Source organism: Aeromonas sp. R2-4 (assembly GCF_040908365.1).
Classification (GTDB): Bacteria; Pseudomonadota; Gammaproteobacteria; order Enterobacterales; family Aeromonadaceae; genus Aeromonas; species Aeromonas veronii.
Map to the genome: position 1 here is coordinate 82,902 of NZ_JBFODO010000013.1, position 20,448 is coordinate 103,349.

At 59.6% G+C, this 20,448-nt stretch carries 25 protein-coding genes; 8 read left to right on the forward strand and 17 right to left on the reverse strand.

Annotated features, from left to right (window positions below):
- Positions 1–69 precede the first annotated feature (69 nt).
- From AB5Z05_RS05710 to nqrM, 8 genes are read left to right on the forward strand one after another with little or no spacing between them, the layout of a single operon-like run.
- Positions 70–1,413 (forward strand): Na(+)-translocating NADH-quinone reductase subunit A, encoded by a 1,344-nt coding sequence (locus tag AB5Z05_RS05710; RefSeq protein WP_005349684.1) that lies wholly within the window; start codon positions 70–72, stop codon positions 1,411–1,413.
- Positions 1,414–1,416: 3 nt separating this feature from the next.
- On the forward strand, positions 1,417–2,646 hold the full coding sequence (locus AB5Z05_RS05715) for an NADH:ubiquinone reductase (Na(+)-transporting) subunit B (protein WP_005338642.1): 1,230 nt from the start codon (positions 1,417–1,419) through the stop codon (positions 2,644–2,646).
- Positions 2,636–3,424: a Na(+)-translocating NADH-quinone reductase subunit C gene (locus AB5Z05_RS05720; RefSeq protein ID WP_005338643.1), complete on the forward strand. Its 789-nt coding sequence runs from the start codon at positions 2,636–2,638 to the stop codon at positions 3,422–3,424. The genes AB5Z05_RS05715 and AB5Z05_RS05720 overlap by 11 nt, the downstream gene beginning before the upstream one ends.
- Entirely contained in the window at positions 3,417–4,049 is a 633-nt protein-coding gene (locus AB5Z05_RS05725; RefSeq protein WP_005338644.1) for an NADH:ubiquinone reductase (Na(+)-transporting) subunit D, read from the forward strand. The genes AB5Z05_RS05720 and AB5Z05_RS05725 overlap by 8 nt, the downstream gene beginning before the upstream one ends.
- A gap of 3 nt (positions 4,050–4,052) precedes the next feature.
- On the forward strand, positions 4,053–4,649 hold the full coding sequence (gene nqrE / locus AB5Z05_RS05730; protein ID WP_005338645.1) for an NADH:ubiquinone reductase (Na(+)-transporting) subunit E: 597 nt from the start codon (positions 4,053–4,055) through the stop codon (positions 4,647–4,649).
- A 32-nt stretch (positions 4,650–4,681) separates the two neighbouring features.
- A complete protein-coding gene (gene nqrF, locus AB5Z05_RS05735) occupies positions 4,682–5,905 on the forward strand; it encodes an NADH:ubiquinone reductase (Na(+)-transporting) subunit F (RefSeq protein ID WP_005338656.1) in 1,224 nt (407 codons plus the stop codon).
- Positions 5,906–5,908: 3 nt separating this feature from the next.
- On the forward strand, positions 5,909–6,946 hold the full coding sequence (locus AB5Z05_RS05740; RefSeq protein WP_368150454.1) for an FAD:protein FMN transferase: 1,038 nt from the start codon (positions 5,909–5,911) through the stop codon (positions 6,944–6,946).
- A 9-nt stretch (positions 6,947–6,955) separates the two neighbouring features.
- Complete coding sequence (gene nqrM / locus AB5Z05_RS05745) at positions 6,956–7,180, forward strand: (Na+)-NQR maturation NqrM (RefSeq protein ID WP_005338668.1); 225 nt, start codon at positions 6,956–6,958, stop codon at positions 7,178–7,180.
- 73 nt (positions 7,181–7,253) lie between these two features.
- Here the strand turns inward: nqrM and AB5Z05_RS05750 are convergent, their stop codons facing one another.
- The 17 genes from AB5Z05_RS05750 to AB5Z05_RS05830 all read right to left on the reverse strand — a co-directional run bounded on the left by AB5Z05_RS05750 (position 7,254) and on the right by AB5Z05_RS05830 (position 20,293).
- On the reverse strand, positions 7,254–7,793 hold the full coding sequence (locus tag AB5Z05_RS05750; protein WP_368150456.1) for a DUF3833 domain-containing protein: 540 nt from the start codon (positions 7,791–7,793) through the stop codon (positions 7,254–7,256).
- Between the two features lie 14 nt (positions 7,794–7,807).
- Positions 7,808–8,350, reverse strand: a complete 543-nt coding sequence (locus AB5Z05_RS05755; protein ID WP_368150458.1) for a chalcone isomerase family protein — start codon at positions 8,348–8,350, stop codon at positions 7,808–7,810.
- On the reverse strand, positions 8,307–8,528 hold the full coding sequence (locus tag AB5Z05_RS05760; RefSeq protein ID WP_019445887.1) for a TIGR02450 family Trp-rich protein: 222 nt from the start codon (positions 8,526–8,528) through the stop codon (positions 8,307–8,309). Before AB5Z05_RS05760 ends, AB5Z05_RS05755 begins: the two co-directional genes overlap by 44 nt.
- Complete coding sequence (locus AB5Z05_RS05765) at positions 8,525–9,001, reverse strand: DUF2878 domain-containing protein (protein WP_368150460.1); 477 nt, start codon at positions 8,999–9,001, stop codon at positions 8,525–8,527. The genes AB5Z05_RS05760 and AB5Z05_RS05765 overlap by 4 nt, the downstream gene beginning before the upstream one ends.
- Before the next feature lie 2 nt (positions 9,002–9,003).
- The gene (locus AB5Z05_RS05770) at positions 9,004–10,260 is read right to left on the reverse strand and encodes a cyclopropane-fatty-acyl-phospholipid synthase family protein (RefSeq protein ID WP_257123553.1); all 1,257 of its coding nucleotides are present in this window, start codon (positions 10,258–10,260) and stop codon (positions 9,004–9,006) included.
- The gene (locus AB5Z05_RS05775; RefSeq protein ID WP_368150463.1) at positions 10,260–11,042 is read right to left on the reverse strand and encodes a DUF1365 domain-containing protein; all 783 of its coding nucleotides are present in this window, start codon (positions 11,040–11,042) and stop codon (positions 10,260–10,262) included. The genes AB5Z05_RS05770 and AB5Z05_RS05775 overlap by 1 nt, the downstream gene beginning before the upstream one ends.
- Entirely contained in the window at positions 11,039–12,298 is a 1,260-nt protein-coding gene (locus AB5Z05_RS05780) for an NAD(P)/FAD-dependent oxidoreductase (protein ID WP_368150465.1), read from the reverse strand. The genes AB5Z05_RS05775 and AB5Z05_RS05780 overlap by 4 nt, the downstream gene beginning before the upstream one ends.
- Positions 12,295–13,029, reverse strand: coding sequence for an SDR family NAD(P)-dependent oxidoreductase (locus tag AB5Z05_RS05785; protein ID WP_368150467.1), 735 nt, complete (start codon positions 13,027–13,029; stop codon positions 12,295–12,297). The genes AB5Z05_RS05780 and AB5Z05_RS05785 overlap by 4 nt, the downstream gene beginning before the upstream one ends.
- The gene (locus tag AB5Z05_RS05790; RefSeq protein WP_005343652.1) at positions 13,026–13,454 is read right to left on the reverse strand and encodes a nuclear transport factor 2 family protein; all 429 of its coding nucleotides are present in this window, start codon (positions 13,452–13,454) and stop codon (positions 13,026–13,028) included. The genes AB5Z05_RS05785 and AB5Z05_RS05790 overlap by 4 nt, the downstream gene beginning before the upstream one ends.
- A 1-nt stretch (position 13,455) precedes the next feature.
- Complete coding sequence (gene phrB, locus AB5Z05_RS05795) at positions 13,456–14,877, reverse strand: deoxyribodipyrimidine photo-lyase (protein ID WP_368150469.1); 1,422 nt, start codon at positions 14,875–14,877, stop codon at positions 13,456–13,458.
- Positions 14,874–15,761 (reverse strand): MerR family transcriptional regulator, encoded by an 888-nt coding sequence (locus tag AB5Z05_RS05800; protein WP_368150471.1) that lies wholly within the window; start codon positions 15,759–15,761, stop codon positions 14,874–14,876. Before AB5Z05_RS05800 ends, phrB begins: the two co-directional genes overlap by 4 nt.
- 69 nt (positions 15,762–15,830) lie before the next feature.
- Positions 15,831–16,778 (reverse strand): DUF523 and DUF1722 domain-containing protein, encoded by a 948-nt coding sequence (locus AB5Z05_RS05805; protein WP_005338692.1) that lies wholly within the window; start codon positions 16,776–16,778, stop codon positions 15,831–15,833.
- Positions 16,779–16,958: 180 nt separating this feature from the next.
- Positions 16,959–17,600 carry an outer membrane beta-barrel protein gene (locus AB5Z05_RS05810; RefSeq protein ID WP_108611962.1) on the reverse strand — a complete coding sequence of 214 codons (642 nt, stop codon included), beginning with the start codon at positions 17,598–17,600 and terminating at the stop codon, positions 16,959–16,961.
- 189 nt (positions 17,601–17,789) lie between these two features.
- Positions 17,790–18,362: a DUF3157 family protein gene (locus AB5Z05_RS05815; protein WP_368150473.1), complete on the reverse strand. Its 573-nt coding sequence runs from the start codon at positions 18,360–18,362 to the stop codon at positions 17,790–17,792.
- A gap of 106 nt (positions 18,363–18,468) precedes the next feature.
- On the reverse strand, positions 18,469–19,305 hold the full coding sequence (locus tag AB5Z05_RS05820) for a hypothetical protein (protein WP_042080710.1): 837 nt from the start codon (positions 19,303–19,305) through the stop codon (positions 18,469–18,471).
- Positions 19,306–19,384: 79 nt separating this feature from the next.
- Positions 19,385–19,663: a DUF6482 family protein gene (locus tag AB5Z05_RS05825; RefSeq protein WP_005338699.1), complete on the reverse strand. Its 279-nt coding sequence runs from the start codon at positions 19,661–19,663 to the stop codon at positions 19,385–19,387.
- An 18-nt stretch (positions 19,664–19,681) separates the two neighbouring features.
- Positions 19,682–20,293 carry an HAD family phosphatase gene (locus AB5Z05_RS05830; RefSeq protein ID WP_263084492.1) on the reverse strand — a complete coding sequence of 204 codons (612 nt, stop codon included), beginning with the start codon at positions 20,291–20,293 and terminating at the stop codon, positions 19,682–19,684.
- Positions 20,294–20,448 lie beyond the last annotated feature (155 nt).

Here is a 20,448-nt window from a genome sequence, read left to right on the forward strand (position 1 = left end):
TTCAACCACCCGTCGTGATGTATTTCTCGGCGCTAACCAACCTCTCCCGTAACGGTAGTGCAAGTAAGTATGATTACAATCAAAAGAGGACTGGACATCCCCGTGCTGGGTGCGCCAGAGCAAGTAATCTACGATGGCCCCGCCATCACCCGTGTTGCGACACTGGGCGAGGAGTTTGTGGGGATGCGACCTACTATGTTCGTCAAAGTAGGTGATCGCGTCATCAAAGGTCAGGATCTTTTTGAAGACAAGAAGAATCCGGGCGTTAAATTCACAGCTCCTGCCACCGGTGTGGTTTCAGAGATCAACCGTGGTGCCAAACGTGTTCTCCAGTCAGTGGTCATCGACCTCGACGGTTCCGATGAACAGGTGACGTTTGAGCATTTTGCCTCTGCCGAGCTGGCCAAGCTCGAGCGCAGCAAGGTGCAAGAGATCCTGGTCGCATCAGGTCAGTGGACTGCGTTGCGTACCCGTCCGTTCAGCAAAGTCCCCGCGGTAGCGTCTGCCCCGCGCGCCATCTTTGTGACTGCAATGGACACCAACCCGCTAGCAGCCGATGCCGAGCTGATTATCAAGGAACAGCCGCAGGCCTTCCTCGATGGTCTGGCCGTATTGACCCGCCTGACCGACGGCGCCGTCTACGTCTGTAAAGGCGAAGGCAGTCTGCCCCACTCTCCGCTGGCTCAGGTCAAGGAAGAGATCTTCGTTGGTCCGCACCCTGCCGGTCTGCCGGGTACCCATATCCACTTCCTGGATCCGGTCAGCAGCACCAAGGTGCAGTGGCACATCAACTATCAGGATGTGATCGCATTCGGCAAGCTGTTCACCACCGGTCAGATCTTCACTGACAAGGTGATCGCCCTTGCCGGCCCGAACGTGCTCAAGCCGCGTCTGCTGCGTACCCGTCTGGGCGCCTGCATCAGCCAGCTCACCAATAATGAGCTGCGTGCCGACGAAAACCGTATCATCTCCGGTTCTATCCTGAGTGGTGCCAAAGCCGAAGGTGTTCACGACTACCTGGGCCGCTACCACAATCAGGTTTGCGTGCTGGGTGAAGGTCGCGAGAAAGAGTTCCTGGGCTGGATCAACCCCAGCGCCAACAAGTTCTCTATCACCCGCACCACCCTCTCTCATCTGATGAAGGGCAAGCTGATCAACTTCACCACCACTACCAACGGTAGTGACCGTTCCATGGTGCCTATCGGCAACTATGAGCGGGTGATGCCACTCGACATCCTGCCGACCCTGCTGCTGCGGGACATGGTCTCCGGCGATACCGACGGTGCGCAAGCACTGGGCTGCCTGGAGCTGGATGAGGAAGATTTGGCGCTCTGTACCTTTGTCTGCCCCGGCAAGACAGAGTACGGCCCGATCTTGCGTGAGTGCCTGACCAAGATTGAACTGGAAGGTTAAGCGATGAGTTTCAAGCAACTTCTTGAAAATATGGAACACCACTTCGAACCGGGTGGAAAGTACGCCAAGTACTATGCCCTGTTCGAAGCGGCGTACACCCTGTTCTACACCCCGGGTAGCGTTACCCGCAACGCCTCCCACGTTCGTGATGCGCTCGATCTGAAGCGCATGATGATCATGGTGTGGCTGGCCGTGTTCCCGGCCATGTTCTGGGGCATGTACAACGTTGGTAACCAGGCGATTGCCGCCATTGCCCACATGGGCTCGGCTGCTGGTGCCAGCAGCTGGCAATATGCCCTGGCGACCATGCTGGGCGCCTCCCTCGATCCGGCTGTTGCCGGTATCGGCAGCAAGATGCTAATTGGCGCCACCCACTTCTTCCCAATCTATATCACCGTCTTCTTTGTCGGTGGTTTCTGGGAAGTGCTGTTCGCCATGGTGCGCAAACACGAGATCAACGAAGGCTTCTTCGTGACCTCCATTCTGTTTGCCCTGATCGTGCCGCCCGAGCTGCCCCTGTGGCAAGCTGCGCTGGGTATCACCTTCGGTGTGGTGATGGCCAAAGAGGTGTTCGGTGGTACCGGCAAGAACTTCCTGAACCCGGCGCTGGCTGGTCGTGCGTTCCTGTTCTTCGCCTACCCGGGCCAGATCTCCGGTGACGCCGTGTGGGTTGCCGTTGACGGCTTCTCCGGCGCGACTGCCCTGAGCCAGTGGGCCCAAGGCGGCCAGATGGCGCTGATCAACGGAGCAACCGGCCAGGCTATCAGCTGGATGGACGCTTTCCTGGGTAACCTGCCGGGTTCCATCGGTGAAGTCTCTACCCTGATGATCCTGCTGGGTGCCGCCATGATCGTCTACATGCGCATCGCCTCCTGGCGCATCATCGCCGGCGTGATGATCGGTATGATCGCCACCTCCCTGCTGTTCAACGTCATCGGTTCCGATACCAACCCCATGTTCAACATGCCGTGGCACTGGCATCTGGTACTGGGTGGCTTCGCCTTCGGTATGGCCTTCATGGCGACCGACCCTGTCTCCGCAGCCTTTACCAACAAAGGCAAGTGGTGGTATGGCGCCCTGATCGGCGTAATGGTCGTGCTGGTTCGCGTGGTCAACCCTGCGTTCCCGGAAGGCATGATGCTGGCCATTCTGTTTGCAAACCTGTTTGCTCCCCTGTTTGACCACTTCGTCGCTCAGGCAAACATCAAGCGGAGGATTGCTCGTGGCGTTTAATAAAGATTCAACCCTCGGCACCGTCAGCGTGGTCACCGGCCTGTGTCTGGCCTGTTCCATCGTGGTATCCGTTGCAGCTGTGGGCCTGCGTTCTACCCAGCAGGAAAACAAGGCGCTGGACAAGCAGAGCAACATTCTCGCCGTAGCCGGTGTGGATGTAAGCGAAGTGGCCAAGCGCGACCTGGCCAAACTGTACGGCGAGAAGATCGAAGCGCGTCTGGTGGATCTGGCGACCGGTGACTTTGTTGACGGCGATGCCGACAACTTCGACACCAAGCAGGCAGCCAAAGATCCGGCCCGCAGCATCCGTCTTGCCGCCGCTGACGACAAGGCCAGCCTGCGTCAGATCTCCAAGCAGATCCCGGTATTCTTCGCCAAGGATGCCGAAGGCAAGATCGACAGCATCATCCTGCCCATCTACGGTCAGGGTCTGTGGTCGACCATGTATGCCTTCGTCGCCGTTGCCGCTGATGGCCAGACCATCAAGGGCATCACCTACTATGACCACGGTGAAACCCCGGGTCTGGGTGGCGAGATCGAAAACCCGGCCTGGCAGGCGCTGTTCAAGGACAAGAAACTGTTCGACCAGAATGGCATGCCGGCGCTGCGCGTCATCAAGGGCCATGCTCCGGCGGGCTCCGAGCACGAGATCGATGGTCTCTCCGGTGCCACTCTGACCGGTAACGGCGTACAGCATACCTTCGACTTCTGGATGGGTCCCAAGGGCTTCGGTCCTTTCCTGGCCAAGGTTCGTGCAGGAGAAATCAACAATGGCTGACAAGAGCGAAATGAAGAAGTTGCTGTTGACGCCTGTGCTGGGCAACAACCCCATCGCCTTGCAGGTGCTGGGTGTCTGTTCTGCACTGGCGGTTACCAGCCAGATGAAAACTGCGTTTGTAATGACCCTCGCGGTCATGGCGGTCACCGCCTTCTCAAACCTGTTTATCTCCCTGATCCGCAACCAGATCCCGAACAGCGTCCGGATTATCGTACAGATGGCGATCATCGCCTCACTGGTTATCGTGGTTGACCAGGTGCTCAAGGCGTACGCCTATGACATCTCCAAGCAACTGTCGGTCTTCGTGGGTCTGATCATCACCAACTGTATCGTAATGGGTCGTGCCGAAGCATACGCCATGAAGAGTGCCCCGCTGCCCTCCTTCCTGGATGGTATCGGCAACGGTCTGGGCTATGGTGCCATTCTGCTGAGTGTCGCGACCGTGCGTGAACTGCTGGGCTCCGGCACCTGGTTCGGCATCGAGCTGCTGCCGCTGGTGAACAACGGTGGCTGGTATGTGCCCAACGGCCTGCTGCTGCTGCCGCCGAGTGCATTCTTCATCATTGGTCTGATCATTTGGGGCGTGCGCACCAAGGATCCCAAGCAGGTGGAGGCGAAGGATTAAGGTATGGAACACTATCTGAGTCTGTTGATTAAATCGATCTTCATCGAAAACCTGGCACTCTCCTTCTTCCTGGGGATGTGTACCTTCCTGGCGGTGTCCAAGAAGGTAAAGACCTCCATGGGTCTGGGTATTGCCGTTATTGTGGTGCAGACCATCGCGGTTCCTGCCAACAACCTGATCTACAACTACGTGCTTAAAGATGGCGCTCTCGTATCCGGTCTGGATCTGAGCTTCCTGAGCTTCATCACCTTCATCGGTGTGATTGCAGCGCTGGTACAGATCCTGGAGATGGCGCTGGACAAGTACTTCCCGGCACTCTACAACGCGCTGGGTATCTTCCTGCCGCTCATCACCGTGAACTGCGCCATCTTCGGTGGCGTCTCCTTCATGGTGCAGCGTGACTACAACTTCATGGAGTCTGTGGTCTACGGTGTGGGTTCAGGGGCAGGCTGGATGCTGGCGATCGTTGCGCTGGCAGGTATCCGCGAGAAGATGAAGTATTCCGATGTTCCGGAAGGCCTGCGCGGTCTGGGCATCACCTTCATCACCGCCGGTCTGATGGCGCTGGGCTTCATGTCCTTCTCTGGTATCTCCCTGTAATCGGCTTTCCTGCAATCAGAAAGGAACGATAGATGGAAATTATTTTGGGTGTGGTCATGTTTACCGTGATCCTGCTGGCACTGGTGGCAGTCATTCTGTTCGCCAAGTCCAAGCTGGTGACCGCGGGCGACGTGACAATCAGCATCAATGGTGACCCGGCCAAGGCTGTGACCAGCCCGGCCGGTGGCAAGCTGCTCGGCGTGCTGGCTGGCAGCGGTATCTTCGTCTCCTCCGCCTGTGGCGGCGGTGGCTCCTGCGGCCAGTGCAAGGTACGGGTGAAATCCGGTGGTGGCGACATTCTGCCGACCGAACTGGATCACATCAGCAAGGGCGAAGCCCGTCATGGCGAGCGTCTGGCCTGTCAGGTTACCGTTCGCTCCGACATGGATATCGAACTGCCGGAAGAGATCTTCGGGGTGAAGAAGTGGGAATGTACTGTTATCTCCAACGATAACAAGGCCACCTTCATCAAAGAGCTCAAGTTGCAGATCCCCGATGGCGAGAGCGTGCCGTTCCGCGCCGGTGGTTATATCCAGATTGAAGCCCCGGCTCACCACGTGCACTACAAGAACTTCGATATTCCCGAGGAGTATCGCGGTGACTGGGATCGCTTCAAGATCTTTGAGCTGGAGTCCAAGGTCGATGAGCCAATCATCCGTGCCTACTCCATGGCCAACTATCCGGAAGAGTTCGGCATCATCATGCTGAACGTACGTATCGCAACCCCGCCCCCGAGCAACTGGACTGCCCCTCCGGGACAGATGTCCTCCTACATCTTCAGCCTGAAGGCTGGCGACAAGGTGACTATCTCCGGTCCGTTCGGTGAGTTCTTCGCCAAAGACACCGATGCCGAAATGGTATTCATCGGTGGTGGTGCGGGTATGGCGCCGATGCGTTCCCATATCTTCGACCAGCTGCGTCGCCTGAAGTCCAAGCGCAAGATGAGCTTCTGGTACGGTGCCCGTTCCAAGCGCGAAATGTTCTATGTCGAAGACTTTGACATGCTCGCCGCCGAGAACGAGAACTTCACCTGGAACGTCGCGCTGTCTGATCCGCAACCGGAAGACAACTGGGACGGCTACACCGGCTTCATCCACAACGTGCTCTACGAGAACTACCTCAAGAACCACGAAGCACCGGAAGATTGCGAGTTCTACATGTGTGGACCTCCGGTGATGAACGCTGCCGTCATCAACATGCTCAAAGACTTGGGCGTTGAAGACGAAAACATCCTGTTGGATGACTTTGGTGGTTAATCCATGCACAGTGTTGTAAAGACCTGGCTAGCCTTCGGGCTAGCCTTTTTCTTGACTGGGTGCGGTCAGGAGACGGTCCAATCCAAGCCGGAGATCCACATCACCGGTAGCACCATGGGCACTTACTACTCCATCAAGGTGGCGGACAACGCCATCAGCGATCCGGCCAAGCTTCAAGCTGAGGTGGATGTGTTGCTGGAGCGGGTCAACGATCAGATGTCGACCTATCGCCCCGATTCCGAACTGTCGCGCTTCAACCAGAGCCGTGACAACAAACCGGTAGTGGTCTCCCGCGATACCGCACGGGTCGTCACAGAGGCTATTCACATTGGCCGTGAGAGCCAGGGGGCGCTGGACGTCACCGTTGGCCCCTTGGTCAATCTGTGGGGCTTTGGCCCGGACAAGAAGCCGACCAAGGTCCCTTCCGACGAGCTGATCACCCAGACTCGCCAGAAGACCGGTCTGGGCAACCTGCACGTCATCACCTCGGTGGATGCCGATACCCTGCAAAAAGACATTCCGGATCTTTACGTCGATCTCTCTGCCATCGCCAAGGGCTTTGGTGTGGACAAGGTAGCCGAGTATCTGGAATCACTGGGTGCGCGTAACTATTTGGTGGAGATTGGCGGCGAGCTGCGGATCAATGGCGTCAACGGCAAGGGTCACCCCTGGCGCGTGGCCATCGAGAAGCCCACCGCAGGCACCGGCACGGTGCAAGAGGTGATCGTGCCCGGTGACAACGGGGTGGCCACCTCCGGCGATTACCGCAACTACTATGAACTGGATGGTCAGCGCTTCTCCCACACCATAGATCCGCGCAGCGGCAAGCCGATCCAGCACCGTCTGGTGTCGGTCACCGTGATCCATCCCTCCTGCATGACCGCAGACGGGCTGGCCACCGTGTTTATGGTGATGGGGACCGAGAAGAGCCTGGCCTATGCCAACGAGCGCGGCCTGGCGATCTTCGTGATCACCAAGACGGACAACGGCTTTGAAGAGGCTTACTCCGATGCCTTCAAGCCCTATCTGGTCAAGAAGTAAGAGGTAGAGATGCAGATTTTTCTGATCACCTTCGGGGTATTCATGCTGGTGATAGCCGCCATGGCTATCGGTTACATCTTCCAGAAGAAGACCATCTCCGGCTCCTGTGGCGGTCTGGGTAGTGTCGGCATCGAGAAAGAGTGCGATTGCCCGGAACCCTGTGACAACCGCAAGAAGAAGATGGCCAAGGAAGAGGCCCGTCGCAAGATGCTGGAAGAGAACCGCATCATCTGATGACTCTGGTTTTTCGGTAAACAAAAGCGCGCCATCGGCGCGCTTTTTACTGGTCGTTATCTTGCGTTAACGGTCAGGGCTGACGTTCGATATAGAGGATCACCTCGCCAAGATGGATACCGAACTTGCTGATCTCGGCACGATTGATCAGACGTTCTTCGTCCAGCAGGTACATCCAGTCATCGAAGCTCACCCGCACTACCTCGCCATCCGGTAGCGCCAGATCAAGTTGATAACGCCAGTTGAGGGCGAACCCTTCGCTTTTACCCACCGCCTCTCCCACCACATCGGAAGCAGTACCGCGCCAGTGACCATCATCGCCCTTGCTCAGATACCAGGTACGGGTCTGCTGGCGGCCATCGTCAAAGTAGAACTGTTCGAACAGCTCTCCCTTGCCATCCTTCCAACGACCCACCATCTCGACCCGAAAGCGACTGGTCACTTCGCCGCTGCGGTCGGTTACCAAGCCGTGAGCCACTAATTTACCGTTGAAGAAACGGGCGAGATCCCAGTTTGGCCCCTGCCCCCGATAGTTATCGAGACTGGCACCACAGCCGCTCAACAGCAAAAAAGGGAGCAACAGCAACCAGCGGTATGCACGATAGAAAAACATTGGAAACTCCATGCTCAGGGTTGGCCACGCAGGCGGCGGGTAAGGGCGGGATCGCGGCTGTTGTCAGCCAGCCAAATGGCGAGAAAAGCGGCCGAGAATTGCGGATCGGCCAGAGTCCCGAGGGACTTCTCCTGCCACCAGAAGTGGCCTGCCCCGCCCTTGTCGACATAGAAGGTGAGCTTGTCGCCTGCCTGCACATCGGGCCAGAGTGCAGCGAGCTGGCCGAGCCAGCGCTGACGTTCGGCGTCGGAGCCAAGACCGAGTCGCTGCCACTCGGCGGCAGTGGCGCTCAGCAGATCTTCCCGCTCGATGGCTCTGGCATAGGTGAGGGTCAGGGCCTGCGGATAGTGACCGGGCTGATAGCGCCCGCTCGCACTGTAGAGGGTGGCATCGTAGAGCTTGAACCAGAGCCAGTTCATCTCCCCCTGCCCGACCGGGCGCAGCTGCTGCCAGTGGGCGGAAGAAGCCTGCACCGCGGTTGCAGCAAAGAGCGTAAACGCCAGCAGCAGCGGGTTAATTCCACCCCATATGCCAGTGGTTGGGGTCTTCCAGTTCATGCCAGTCCATCTCCTGTTCTTGCAAGGTGTTGATATCCTGCATCACCACCTGCACCAGCCGCCCCTGCGCATCCCGCTGGCAGGCAACCACCAGATAGAAGCGATCAGTCAGCTCATGCTGGCTCTCTTTGGTCCATTTGGAAAAAAGCAACGAATCGGTCGAAAAGGTGTTTGTCATGACTCACCCTCCAGCTTGACCATTACCCACAGGAGTACGGGTAACCACCACATCCAGATCACTGCCAGCAGTGCCGTGCTGATCCAGATGCCCCAGGGTAAGTGTACTGCCCCCATGGCGGCCCCCGCCACATAGGAGGAGGCACCGCCAAATACGCCAAACAGCGCCTGCTGCCAGCGAGGCAAGCGCAACAGCCAGCGCATACCGTGGGCCAGCGTCAGGGCAAAACCGAGCCAGAGCAGCACCAGCCAGAGGGGAAAACCGGACGGGAACCGGAACAGGCCGAGCTGCCAGAGCAGGACATCCAGCAGACAGCCAGCAACCGCGATGGGGAGCAGCCGCCAGTCACGCAGGCGGCTGGGTGAGAAGATAAAGTGCAGCAGCAACATTGCCAGCAGCGGGCCCGGCTGCTGCCACTTCACCGCCAGCAACCAGTAGAGGTTGAACCCCAGCAGGTGAGCCCACTGCCACATGGTCAGTGACCGCTTACTGGCACATCACCCGACCAGCCAGCGGGCCCCGGCTTGGCGGCCTCCAGCTGCACCAGACTGATGGTGCGCTCCCAGAATCCCCCTTCGCAATAGGCAAAGTAGAAGTGCCACAACCGGATGAAATCCTGGCTGTACCCGAGCTTGGGCAGCTCGGGCGCCAACGCCAGAAAGCGCTCGCACCAGTGAGCCAGGGTGCGGGCATAGTGATGGCCGTGATCGTGCAATCGCACCAGCTGCATGTCGGTCTCCCGCGCCAGCAACCCCGCCATCTGGGAGACGCTCGGCAGGCAGCCACCGGGGAAGATATAGCGCTGGATAAAATCGACCCCGCGCAGATACTGGGCGTGGCGCTGATCGGCGATGGTGATGGCCTGGATGAGCAGGCGACCACCGGGTTTGAGCAGCCGCGACAGTTGGCGGAAATAGTCGGGCAGGAAGGCGTGGCCTACCGCCTCGATCATCTCGATGGAGACCAGCTTGTCATAGGTGCCCTCCAGCTTGCGGTAATCCTCCAGCAGCAAGGTGATGCGATCCCCCAGCCCCTCCCGTGCAATCCACTCCTTGGCATAGTCATGCTGGGCCCGGGAGATGGTAGTGGTGGTCACCCGGCAGCCATAGTGGCGGGCGGCATAGACGGCGAGGCCGCCCCAACCGGTGCCAATCTCCAGCAGATGATCATCAGGCCCCAGCGCCAGCCGCTCGCAGATGGTGCGCAGCTTGGCCTGCTGCCCCTCTTCCAAAGTGGCCTCGGCGCTCGGATAGATGGCGCTCGAGTACTGCATATGGCTGTCGAGAAACCCCTGATAGAGGGTATTGCCGAGATCGTAGTGGGCGGCGATGTTGGAGCGCGAACCGGTCAGAGTATTGCGGTTGAGCCAGTGGCGCACCTTGTTGAAGGGGAAGCTGAGCCAGCCGAGGCGCCGTTCGAGGGAGTCGAGCAGGGTCAGATTGCGGGCCAGCAGCCGCACCAGCGCCACCGGATCCGGGCTGGTCCAGAGTCCCTCCACCCAGGTTTCTCCGGCGGCAATGCTGCCCCCCAGCAACAGGCGACGATAGAAGGCAGGATCCAGCACCACCAGTTCGGCATGCAGATCGGTACCCGCGACGCCAAAGCTGTGGCGCTCACCGCCATCCCGCAGCAGCAGCTGGCCATGTTCGAGGCGACCCAGCAGATTGAGCAGCAGTTGCCTTGCCCCCTTGTCGATGAAAGAGGCAGAGAGGGTTGATTGAGCAAGTTCCATTAGCGGCTCTCCGGATGGGTAAATATCGGGGTTCGTTTGATAAATAGACGCAGGGCCTGCCAGTAGATCCCGAGCAGCACCTTCATGGTCATCCAGGGCCAGCGGGCCAGCAGGGCCACCAGCCCCTTGCGCGACAAGGGTTCGCGAGTGAGCGCCAGGGTTGCGTCAAACAGCTTGGCTTCACCGGATACGGGATGACTCTCGATGTGGATCAGGGTCTCCTGTGCGGGCGGCCTGATCCGCCAGTGATAACGCATCGCCAGCCCCATAAAGGGGGAGACGTGAAAATCCTTGTCATGGGGTGCCAGCGCCGCCAAATCCAGCAGGTAGTAGTGACGCTCGTTCCAGGGAGTGTTCGACACCTCTGCCAGCAGATAGCGCGCCTCGCCCTGCCGGTAGCAGAAGTAGAAGTTGACCGGGCTGAAGTAGAACCCCAGACAGCGCACATTGCCGAGCAGCAGTACCCGCCCCTCAGGCTCGGCATCTCCACCCAGTTCGCTCACCTTCTGCCACACCGCCTGCTTGAGGCTCCCCTCACTCCCCTTGAGATAGTCATGGCGGTGAAACGAGAGCAGCCCTGAGCGCTCCACACCGAACCAGCGCCCCTGATCGAGCTGCGGTAGCTCGTCGAGATCCAGTCCCAGCATAAAAAGGCTGTAGGAGAAGGCGTGAGCCCGCGGCGCAAAACGGCGGTGGTGCACCGAGCCCTGCCAGATGGCGCTGGTGACGCCAGCCAGTTCGTTGGCACGCTCATGTTCCGTGGCCACGGTGGCGCCGTTCATAGCTCGGCTCCGAAGCGCCTGGCGACATCCAGCGCGCTGCGTACCCCATCCTCGTGGAAGCCGTTGTACCAGTAGGCGCCACAGAAGTGGGTGTGCTGCTGGCCGCAGATCTCCGCGCGGCGCTGCTGGGCGGCGATGGAGGCCTGATTGAACACCGGATGGTGGTAGACGAAGCGGCGCAGCACCTTGCTCTCATCCACCTTGCCCTTGGGGTTAAGACTGACGCAGAAAGGCTCCGGCGAGTTCACCCCCTGCAGGATGTTCATGTTGTAGCTCACCAGCGGCCGCGCCTCGTCGTTGCCATCTAGCTGATAGTTCCAGCTTGCCCATGCCTTGCGGCGGGTGGGCAGGCAGCGAGCATCGGTATGGAGCCAGACATCGTTGGCCTGATAGGGCATGTCGCCGAGGATGGCCTGCTCCCGCTCGCCGGGATCCGCCAGCAGCGCCAGCGCCTGATCGCTGTGGCAGGCGAAGATCACCTCGTCAAACCGCTCCTCGCCGTAACTGCTCTGGATCACCACGCCGTCCGCGTCCCGCCGTACGCTCTGCACCGGACAGGCGAGGCGGATCTGCGACTGCCAACCCGCGGTAAGGGGGCCGATATATTCCCGCGAGCCACCCGGGATCACGTACCACTGGGGGCGATTGGCCACATCCAGCAAGCCGTGGTTGGCAAAAAAGCGCAGGAAGAAGCCAAGGGGGAAGGCGCGCATATCGGCCAGCGTCGATGACCAGATCGCCGCCCCCATCGGCAAGATGTAGTGGCGGGCGAAGTAGTCGCTAAACTCCCCCGCCAGCAAAAAATCCCCCAGGGTCAGCTCGGGGCCAGCTCCCTGATGTTGCCCATCTGCCAGCCAGGCCCGTGCCTCCCGGTTGAACCGCAAAATCTCGGCGACAAAGCCGTAGAAGCGCGGACTCAGCAGATTGCTGCGCTGGGCAAACAGGGTGTCGAGGTTATGGCCGTTATACTCCAGCCCCTCCGGGCTTTTCACCGAGAAGCTCATCTCGGCCGGTTGCCGCGCCATGCCGATCCGTGCCAGCAACTTCAAGAAGTTGGGGTAGGTGCGATCATTGAAGACGATAAAACCGGTGTCGATGGCATAGCTGCGGCCAGCCTGATTCACATCGACAGTGGCTGTGTGCCCCCCCAGAGTCGGCGCCGCCTCGAACAGGGTTATGTCATGGCGTTTGTGGAGCAGAAAACCGGCGGTGAGCCCCGAGATCCCAGAACCGACGATGGCGATCTTTTTCTTCATGAATGGCTTCCTTTCGATACGAGTGCGCGGCCAAGGCGCAGCCAGAGCCCCACCGGCAGCGCACCAAGCAGGCGCAGCAACCAGATGAAACGGCGGGGAAAGTGGATCTGGTGACGACCAGCGGTCAGCCCGTCCATGATGGCGCGGGAGGCCTGCTCCACCGTCACCAGACAGGGCATGGGAAAATCATTTTTGGCGGTGAGCGGCGTCTGGACAAAGCCGGGGCGGATCAGGGTCACCCCGATCCCTTTGCTGGCTAAATCGAGGCGCAAGGTATCCGCCAGATAGTCGAGGGCCGCCTTGGAGGCGCCATAGGCCTCGGCTCGCGGCAGCGGCAGCCAGCTCACCGACGAGCTGACGATGGCCAGCCGTGATCCCGCCCCTAGCAACGGCAAGAAGGCGGCCAAAGCATGGCCGGTGGCGGTCAGATTGGTGTCGATGACACGGGCAAACAGCTCGCTGTCAAACCCCTCCGCCACATCCATGTACTCGCAGTTGCCTGCGTTAAGGATCAGCAGCTCGAGAGATGGCAGCGTAGCAGCCACCCCGCTCATTGCGGCCAGATCCCGGGCATCGAACTGCAGCGGCGTGACACCATCCAGCCCCAGCGCCTGCAGCCGTTCGCCATCGCGGCCACAACCCCACACCTGCCAGCCTGCCCGCCGGTAATCCAGCGCCAACTGGCGACCAATGCCGGAAGTCGCGCCTGTAATAAGCACCCGGCCGCTCATGCGCCAAGCCTCATCTTGATAGTGCGCACCACGGGCCCGAGCAGCGGCAACTGCTCGTAGAGCATGGCGCCCAGGTCAAAATAGTCCCTGTGCTGGCACACCTTGCCCGCCTCGTCGAATTCGAGGCGGGTGGCCCCCTCCACCGTCACCGGCTCACCACCACGCAATCTGGGGTGAGAGAAGGTCATGGTCCAGCCGAGCCAGGCCTGCTGCCCTTGTTGCTGCTGACTGGTGATGACGAAACGGCAGTAGGCGAGGCGCTGATAGAGGGCGGCAAAATAGTCGCCAAGGGCCGCCAGCCCCTCGATACGGTGGGCCGGATCGGTAAAGACCACCTGTTCGGCATAGACCTCGGGCAAGCGGTGCAACTGCTGTTTGTCCAGTTGCTGATAGAGGCCAATAAAGCGGGCCAGCGGCTCGTTCATCCTATTTCTCCAGAGAGCGAAACATCTCGATGGCTCTCACCCGGGCAACGGCGTGATCCACCATGGGTGCCGGATAATCCTGTCGCCCCTTGAGTCGCAGCCAGTCGTGGGGCTGATGCACATAAGCGGCAGGAATATCGGCCAGTTCAGTTACCCAGGTACGGATAAACTCCCCTTGTGGATCAAATCGTTGCCCCTGAGTGGTGGGGTTGAAGACCCGAAAGTAGGGGGCCGCATCGGCGCCGGTCCCCGCTGCCCACTGCCAGCCGCCGTTGTTGGCCGCCAGATCCCCGTCGATGAGCCGACTCATGAAGTAATCCTCCCCGAGCCGCCAGTGGATATGGAGATCCTTGGTGAGAAAGCTCGCCACTATCATTCGCAGCCGGTTGTGCATCCAACCGGTGGTGTTGAGACAGCGCATCGCTGCATCAACGATGGGGTAGCCGGTACGGCCCTCGCACCAGGCGGCGAAGGCATCCGGGTCCCAGCTCCAAGGCAAGGCCGCCGTCTCGGGCTTGAAGGGGAGATTCATGGAAAGAGTCGGGATCAGCACCAGTAGGTGGCGATAGAACTCGCGCCAGATAAGTTCGTTGAGCCAGACAAAGCCGGGCTGAGCCTTGGACTGGGGCCGATAGCCAAGCCGCTGCTGAAGCGCCGCCACACACTGACGAGGACTGATGATGCCCGCCGCCAGATAGGGGGAAAGCACAGAGGTGCCCGCGATGGCAGGAAAATCCCGGGTCTCGCCATAGTCGAGCACCGCCTGCTCCAGAAAAATGTTCAAACGACGCAGAGCTTCCACCTCGCCCACAGGCCAGCGGGAATCCGCCGTCAGCTCGCCGAGCGCCTCATCAACCCACGCCCGCTCGGCCAGCGGCTGCCACGGCAACGACTCGCCACGGGGCGCTGGGGCGCGATGAATGACAAACCCCTCTTCATCGAGGGCCTTGAGCCAGGCTCGGCTGAAGGGGGTGAACACCTTGAACATCTCCCCCGAGCCGGTCAGCACCCGCCCCGGTGGCAATACGCAACAGCCGTTGAGCCAGTGACAGCTCACTGCCTGCTCTGCCAGTGCGGCGCTGACGGCGTGATCGCGGCGCTGCTCATCGATCTCGATAGCCTGATTGGCATAGAGCTGGGTCACCCCCAGCTCGCGGCAGAGGTCTGACAACGCAGCGGGCGCCTCGGCAAAGGTCTCCACTCGCAACAGATGGAGCGGGATGCCAAGCGCCGCCAGCTCGCGGCCCAACACATCGACCTGCGCCAACATAAAGCGCTGACGGACGGGTGCCATTTTGTGCTGCCGCCACTGGGTGGGGGAGATGATAAAGAGCGCGGCCACCGGCTCATCACCGGCGCAGGCATGGCGCAGCGCGGGGTTGTCGGCAAGGCGAAGATCATTGCGAAACCAGACCAGTTTCATGACTTTTTCCTCCCGCGTCCGCTGGTGCCATCAGCATCTGGGGCATCCGCCATCAGCTCGGCAAGGCTCGCCTGCCAGCCATGGGCTTTAAGCCACTTATCGTCGTAGAGGCGCCCCAGTTCGCCAAACAGGCGTGTGCCTGCGGGCCACCCGGCGGCCAGCTCCTGTTTGCCAAGCCCGGCCCCCAGCAGCACCAGCCAGGGAGTGGCCGCACGTCCTTCCAACAGGCTGGCATGGCGCGGCTCAACCGCCCCCAGCAGTTGCACCTCATAGCCCTGACCGATCAGCTCGTAGGCGGCCCACACCAGATCGAGGGGACCGACCTGTCCCCAGCTCGCCAGCGTGATCGGCACGCCCTTCTCCTGCTCGATCAGGTGGCGGGCGAAGCGGGTATGGAGCCAGCCCAGCCACACCTGTTGCAGCAGCTCGCCATCGGGCCGCTCGCGCCACAGCCCCAGCAGCCGCTCCACCAGCGGTTGCAGTACCCGGCTGCGCACCAGCTCGAACGGGTAGCTCGCCAGCAGATCGTTGAGCTCGGCCTCCGCCTTGCGCTGGTTGAAGGCGAGCAGCGCCTGACTGAACTGCTCCAGAGTTTGCTGCCAGTGATCGCTCACCGGCGCGGAATGGGGTTCGCTCAAGAGCCCCTTCACCTGCCCGATACTCACTCCCCGCTCCAGCCAGCTCAGGATCTCGCCGATCTGGCGGATATCCTGCTCGCTGTAGAGGCGGTGGCCCTTTTCGGTGCGGGCCGGTTGCACCAGACCGTAGCGGCGCTGCCAGGCACGCAGGGTCACGGCGTTGACGCCGGTGAGCCGGGAGACCTCGCGAATGGGGTAGATCCCCTCATCAGCGAGAGGAGCAACTTCTTGCGATAAATCAGACATGACAACGTCCATCAAACAGAGGGGTAAGGCTCCCCGGCGCCAACCATGCGCCGGGGCAACAGAACGGATTCAGAGCCCGTAACGCAATTTGAGCGTATCGGGGTGCGGATTGAGATAAACCTGCTCGGCGAGATAGGGATTGGGGTACTCGCGCAGGTAGTGGCGGATCAGGGTGAGCGGCACCAGCAAGGGGAAGATGCCAGTGCGGTACTTGTCGATGGTATCGGCAAGCTCCTGCTTCTGGGCCGGGGTCAGCACCCGCTTGAAGTAGCCCTGCAGGTGCATCAGCACATTGGTGTGGCTGCGACGGTTGGCCCGCAGGGTCAGCGCCGTCATCAATCCCTTGATGTAGTTGTCGGCCACCTCCTGCAAATTGGTGGACTTGCCCAGATTGCCGAGCAGCTTGCCGAGGATGCGGTAGTGGGTGGTGGCATGGGAGAGCACCAGATACTTGTAGCGAGAGTGGAAGCGGATCAGCGCAGAGGCGGTAATGCCGCGGGCGCAGAGTTGCTGCCAGTCGTGGTAGGCGAAGACCCGCAGCACGAAATTCTCGCGCAGGATCGGGTCGCACAGGCGGCCATCTTCCTCTACCGGCAGCAGGGGGTTGGCCTCCATCAAGGCCTTGGCAAAGAGGCCAATCCCCTCCTTGGCGCTCCCCTCGTTGTTGGCGCCATAGACTTTGACCCGCTCCATACCACAGCTGGGGGATTTGGCGCAGAGGATATAACCGGAGATAAAGTCGAGCTGACGTGCCTTCTGCTCGCTGAAGGCGATCAGCTTTTCGGTGACATCGAAGCTACCGTTGCTCGCCTCGGCACGGATCTCGCCGTTGCGCTTGACCAGCCGGATGGCGGCGCGAGGCGCCCCTAGACCGATGGCCATCTCGGGACAGACGGGGTGATAGTCAAAGTGAGCGCCAAGATCCCGTTCACAGAAGCTGGAGCGCTTGTGGCCCCCATCGAAACGTACCTCTTGTCCCAGCAGGCAGGCACTGATACCGACTTTAATCTTGTACATGATGACGCTCCTTGTATAAGCATTGATTCAGTTATAGCAGTTATACAAAAAAATGAAAGTTGTATAATTATTTGCGACTGATACGACACAAGGAGAAAAAAGGGATCACCGGAAAAAGAAAAAACCCATGGCAAACACCATGGGTAAAAATCAAGACACTACGGACTACGGGAAGGAGGATTAGAAGCTGTACTTCACACCCAGGCTGGAGATGGAACCTTTTTGCAGATCCCAGTTGCGATAGGTGTAATCGGCAGTCAGCGCCCAATTCTGGTTGAGCTTGTAGGCACCGCCCACCTTGAAGTCGTGCATATCGTCGGTCATGTTGGCGTAGCGATAAGCGGTGGAGAGCTCGACATTGCCGATGTCGTAGCGCAGACCCACTTCACCGTACATGCTGCCGCTATCTTTGCGAGCAACAGCATCCCACCCTTTGTTAGCGATATCGCTGGCAAGTTCACGCTCCAGCATGTAGCCGGTCAAACCGGTTTCACCGTAGAGGTTCAGACCCGTGCTCAGCGGGGTAAATACACCGACACCGATGCTGGAGATCGACATGCTGTCGTTGCCGTTGCTGCGAGAGGTGTATTCAGTGCTGCCGCGACCATAGAAATTGGAGCCGAAGCTCTTGGAGAGATCCAGGCTCAGACCGCCAAAATCACGGGTTCCTTTGCTGTCATTGCTGAAGGTACCGCTGAGATAGTCGGACTTGGTGTGAGCCCAGGTGGCGGAACCCTTGGCGTAGCTGAAGGCATCCTGCGCCATGACGGAAGTAGAGGCAAACCCGGCCAGAACCAGAAGAGAGACAGTTGCTTTTTTCATGATAATAACTCCATGTGATTGGGCCCGTTGCTAGCGAGCTGGTATGGAGTCATTGTGCGATCAGGTTCCCGACTTGCCGAGCTGCAAGCTGTTGCAGAACCATGTCAGATGTAAGCAGATATTGCAGGGGGTGTCAGCGGCAACAAGTTGCCGGCCCACACGGTTTGCATGGGCCGGAACAACGCCAAATCAGCGGAAGACCACCTCGTCAATTTCGACACGCACCAGCGGCTGACCGGTCAATCCGGCAGGACGGGGGATCTCGAGGGCCAGTGACGGACGGACTTGCCCCTTGCGCAGATAGGTCTCCGGCAGGCGGTTCTCGGCAACCCAGAAGCGGGCCTCCTGACGGCTCAGCTGCACTCCGTCAGCACTGAACAGGGTCACCATGCCACGCACCCCGACCACATTGCGGGTACCGGTATTGCTCACCATAAAGGTCAGCACCAGCGGGTCAGATTCCTCGATCTTGTCGAGCTTGACCACCACACCATCGCGCGCCATCTGGGCAAGCAGGTCCGGATTGGCCTTGGCCTGATCGGTCAGCACCGGAGCAGCGACGGCCACCACGGCCCCAGCCTTCCCATCAGCAGCCACGCCCTGTACGGACTCGGCCGGTTTGACCACCAGATACTCCCAGGTGAAGTCGTCGTTGAGCTGAACCTGCCGACCATCGGGCAGCGTCACCTGAGAAAGAGGGGCAGCCTGCGCCAGTACGGGGGAGAGGCACAGGGCAATCAGCAGACGGGAGAAGGGTTTCATAGGGCGAAGCTCGGTAACGGGTGAAAGGGCGACAGTATAAACAGTCCCGTCGCCCCTTGCCTATGACAGCACTCACGTTCTGGTACCCGCATCGCTTGCCCGCAGGCTAGATGGCGAGATCGTGCCGCTCTTTCTGTGCCATATCCAGGGTCACCAGATCGAACTTGCTCCCCTTGAGGGCGGACAGAATATCCGATTGCATATCAAAGGCCTGCGCACGCTGATGCTCGGGCAGACGCACCCGGGCCAGGGTGGTGGAGCAGTCGCACAGGGTATGGAAAAAGACCTGTGCCTCGTCCAGTCCCATGTCGGCCAGCATCTGCTCGGCCTGATCCACCATTCGCAGATAACGCTGCTCAAGCTGCCGTGGATTGGTGAAGCGATTGCTGAGGCAACCGTTGCTCCCCTTGCCCCAACGACCGAGCTGACGCTTGTTGAAGCCGTAACGATAATCGCGGCGCATCAATCCGTTGTCGGCAAAAAACCAGATTGAGTTGGCAGGCAGAGACCCGAACTGGGCAAGATAATCATCACGCTCCTCCACCGCTGCCGGAACCAGCAACGGCAGATGAGTCCACTCAGGACGAGTCTGCACATACTCACCAATGCGGCGAACCGGGTCGATCAGCCCTTCAATATTTGGCAGTCGATCGCAAAAGACGATCTCGTCACTCTTGATGACCCAGTGATCGATGCCATAACGCTGGCAATAACGACGGGCTCGGGCCACTTCGCTGCGACTGCGGGTCGGATTATCGAGGGTAATTGCATGGATTTTCACACCGGCAGCGCGGCACAGCTCGATGCTGTAGCAGGATTCCAACCGTCCCGAAAAAGAGACAACCAGCTCGTCAAAACTTGCCAGTCGCTCAATCAGCAGCTGTTCCCTGGCTTGAAAAGAGTGATCATATCCCTGATTCAGTACAACTACATTGGCACCCATTAAACAGCTCCGGATGATGAACAGGTGCAGTATTGTGCGGCAAACAAACTGAATAGACCCTTAAAGAGTCTGGTTAAAATTAAAACTTGATGATTATTTCCTGTGATTCTGCTGCTAAATCTTCATTTTGGGCGTCATAAATTCGTAATCTTGCTTGGTGAACCCGATGGGCTCGCAAGAAACCCTGCGCCTGATCCAGCGAGGTGAAGGTCAGGCGCCCTCCCTCACTGTCGGTCAGGCAGAGGCACTCCCCTTCTGCCTCAACACAGAGCTGATAACCGCTGCCATCCTTGCAGGCGATGATCAGGGTCGCCTCGGGATAGTGACTGAGCCAATTGCGAAACCGGCCATGCTCCATAGTGCTCCTAGAGGGGCATCATCCCCTGCCGGTGGCGGGCAAACAGCCCAGCTCACCCAGTTGCTGGCGGCAACTCGCCGCGTCGGTAAAAACGATCCCCCTGATACCGAGGGCCTCGGCGGCCGCGATGTTGGCAGGACTGTCATCGATGAAGATGCACTCTGCCGGTTTCAGATCGAACGACACCAGCAGATAGCGGTAGATATCCGGCTCCGGCTTCATCATCCGCACCCGAGCCGAGACCACCTTGCCGCTGAAGAAGCGCCAGAAATCCTGATGCTGCTCCAACCAGTCGATGCTGGCATGACCCATGTTGGAGAGGGCATACAGAGTGTGCCCCGCCCCGTGCAGCTCGGCTATCAGGGTTAGCATAGCGGGATCTGGCAGCAGGGAAGCGGGAACTGCCTGTAAAATGGCCAGATTCTCCGCCATCGAGAGGCCGGTGCGCGCTTGCGCTTCCCGGGCCATGGTGTGGAGCGACATGGTGCCTCTGTCTACCTCCAGCCAATCCGGGTGGTTAAAGAGCAGCTCGGCCAACTGTTCGGCCCCTTGCGGACCACGCACGGAACGCACTATGCCTACCGGATCCCAGCTCACCACCACCCGTCCCAGATCGAAAATAATCGCCATCGTCTTTACCTCCCCCACTGGGTGTCAGTCATAAAAACAGAGTCAATAGAACATCGCTCATACGCCATTTTCTTAACCGGATACCCTGCCCCCATCCCCGCCTGCGGGCAAGTTTTACTTGCATCAGACCGGCAAATCCCTTAATGGTTATGACG